At 59.3% G+C, this 1,717-nt stretch carries 2 protein-coding genes; both read right to left on the bottom strand.

The window, feature by feature from the left end; genetic code table 11:
• The coding region (locus L6D63_RS28265) for a terminase large subunit (protein ID WP_236170503.1) at positions 1-1,039 on the bottom strand (1,039 nt) is incomplete at its 3' end.
• Position 1,040: 1 nt separating this feature from the next.
• The gene (locus tag L6D63_RS28260) at positions 1,041-1,640 is read right to left on the bottom strand and encodes a hypothetical protein (protein WP_131671980.1); all 600 of its coding nucleotides are present in this window, start codon (positions 1,638-1,640) and stop codon (positions 1,041-1,043) included.
• Positions 1,641-1,717: the final 77 nt, after the last annotated feature.

Here is a 1,717-nt window from a genome sequence, read left to right as displayed (position 1 = left end):
CGTAGTAATCGATGACGTGATATTCGTTGCCGACCTGACGCACGAACCAGATGGCCGTGGAGTCGCCGACGCCGATGTCCCAGAAGGTCATCACCGGCAGGTGGCTGTTGTCTGGCAGCGTGCCGATTCGCTGAGCGGCATACAGCTTGATGAACTGCTGGGCGTAGTAAGCGCCCTCGATCGACTGCTGGAAGGCTTCGGCCGGGATCGACGGGTATTCCCGCTTCATGTCGTCGCCGAGGGTCTTCTCCTTGGCCGCGTACCAGGCGCGCTGACCCGGGTTCGTGTCGATGCCGTGTTTTGCGAACAGCTCGTTAAAGTAATCGGTCAGGCGCTGCGGGATGATCGCCTCGGCTGAATCGAGCCAGTAGGCTTTGTTCTTCCACCAGCTGAAGAAGAAGAACTTCCAGTCCAGCTTGCCGAGCGGCGTGCCTGACAGCAGCTGTTTCTCGGCGCTCTGCGAGTACTCGAAGAAGTAGCCCGCCCGCCCCTCCGCCGTCGATTCAATCGTGACGAAGCAATCGGTGGCCACAGCCTCAAACGCGCCGGTGACGATCTCGCGCGCCTTGTGCGGAAACTTTGCGCAGATCTTCCCGAACTCGGAGACGTGCAGGTAGCGCAGCGTGCCGCCCCGAAACGATGTGCTGACGTAGAGTGAGCCGCCCTTGCTGAATACCAGCTCGCCGGCAGCATCGTTGCTCGCAGGGTTCGCGGCGCGGATCTCTTTCGGCAGGTTGTCGTAGGCGTACTTCACCTTCTCCCGGAACAGGCGCTTAGCGTCGTTCAGGGTGTGAGCAATCAGCGCGCACTTGGCCGACTCGAACAGAGCGGCGTCGAGCTGGATGATGCAGCACTCGGTTGTGAAGCCGAGCTGCCGAGCCTTCAGGATGATGTTGCGGGTATGCATCCCGTCGAAGTATTCGATCTGCTCGTCCGTCATCCGGAAGCGGACTTTCTTGCCCTCCTTGTCGGTGATGAAGTAGAGATTGTTCAACCGCCAACGCTTATCCCGGAGCAGCTTCATGTGCTCGGGCTTCATGTCAGGCGTCCTTCGATAGTTCGTCCATCATCTTCGAGAGTTCGTCGGCTTCGTCCGTCTTCTCCTTCTCGTCCAGGCTGTATGCCTGACGCTCCAGAACCTGCAGGTTCTTCATTGCAGAGGAAAGCTGGAACAGTGTTTTGGAATTGCTGGGCAGCGAGACGGCGGCGAGCATTGAGGCGCGGCGCATACCGTTGTTGTCTTCGGAGGTCTCGGCCTCGATGTCTTCTTCGATCTCTTCGCGGCGCTGGATGGTCGACAGCAGATCGTCCATCAACAGGTTCGCAAGATTCGTCGCCTTGCGAATGTCTCGCCGGTGGCTGCGAACCACCCGGGCGCCTTCTTCGGCGGCCTCTTCGATGATTTCGGCATCCAGTTCGCAGTTCGCGCCTTGATCGTTGCGAACCTCTCCGCGAACCAGCTTGCTGCGAACCTCTTTTCGCACCTGGTCAGAAAGGTCTCTCGCCCATCCAAGGGCCTTGGCTTTCTTCCTGATTGCGGTGTCGCTCACACCTTGGCGCTCAGCGATGGTTCGGATGGAAAGCGAACCTGCCCGGTAGGCTCGTTCGATCGCCTCCCAGTCGGGTTGCTTGGTTGTCATGGGGATCCTTATTTTTGCTTGATGGTCATCGTGCGGATGGTGCCGCCGGTGTAGATGTCTCGCTTCATGGCGGCACG

The sequence above is a fragment of the Pseudomonas parakoreensis genome (assembly GCF_021602155.1).
GTDB lineage: Bacteria > Pseudomonadota > Gammaproteobacteria > Pseudomonadales > Pseudomonadaceae > Aquipseudomonas > Aquipseudomonas parakoreensis.
The sequence above is the reverse complement of the archived record's forward strand: the minus strand, read 5'-3'. Positions and strand labels throughout refer to the sequence as shown.